At 37.0% G+C, this 462-nt stretch carries 1 pseudogene; it reads right to left on the reverse strand.

The window, feature by feature from the left end:
- Positions 1-107: 107 nt before the first annotated feature.
- Positions 108-462 (reverse strand): annotated as a pseudogene (gene holA, locus ACFIO5_RS11365) (DNA polymerase III subunit delta); the annotation flags it as partial.

Below are 462 nucleotides of genomic sequence, written 5' to 3' on the forward strand. Positions count from 1 at the left end.
TTTAAACACTCGTGCAAAAAGATACCGTGATTCTAAAAACATTTTTTTCTTCACTACGATGCTATAAATCAAGCAAATATGAGGAAAATTCACTTTTCCAACCAAGTTCAATATTTTAAAGCAGTCATTTGGCGCCGCGCAACAATTGCTAGTCTCAACAAAGCTTGACGAATAATAGCTTCACCCAAAAGCGGATTTTTACGACTCTCTAAAACAGCATGTTGGATTCGTTCCATGGCATAAGAAATTTGTTCTCTTCCCCAATAACTCAAAGCACGTTCAATGGTTTTTTTCCGCTGAAAAAAAATCGGCGGTTGCGCTTGAGAAATCGCTGTAAACATATTTTTACCCTCAACATCTATTTGATAACGCAAAATCTGTAATTGCTGAAAATGTCTTTGCGCAGTACTCAAAATAAAAAAAAGTGCGCCTTGCAGTGTTGCATATCGGCTAAAATGCGCT

The organism is Bartonella sp. AA86SXKL, from assembly GCF_042196885.1.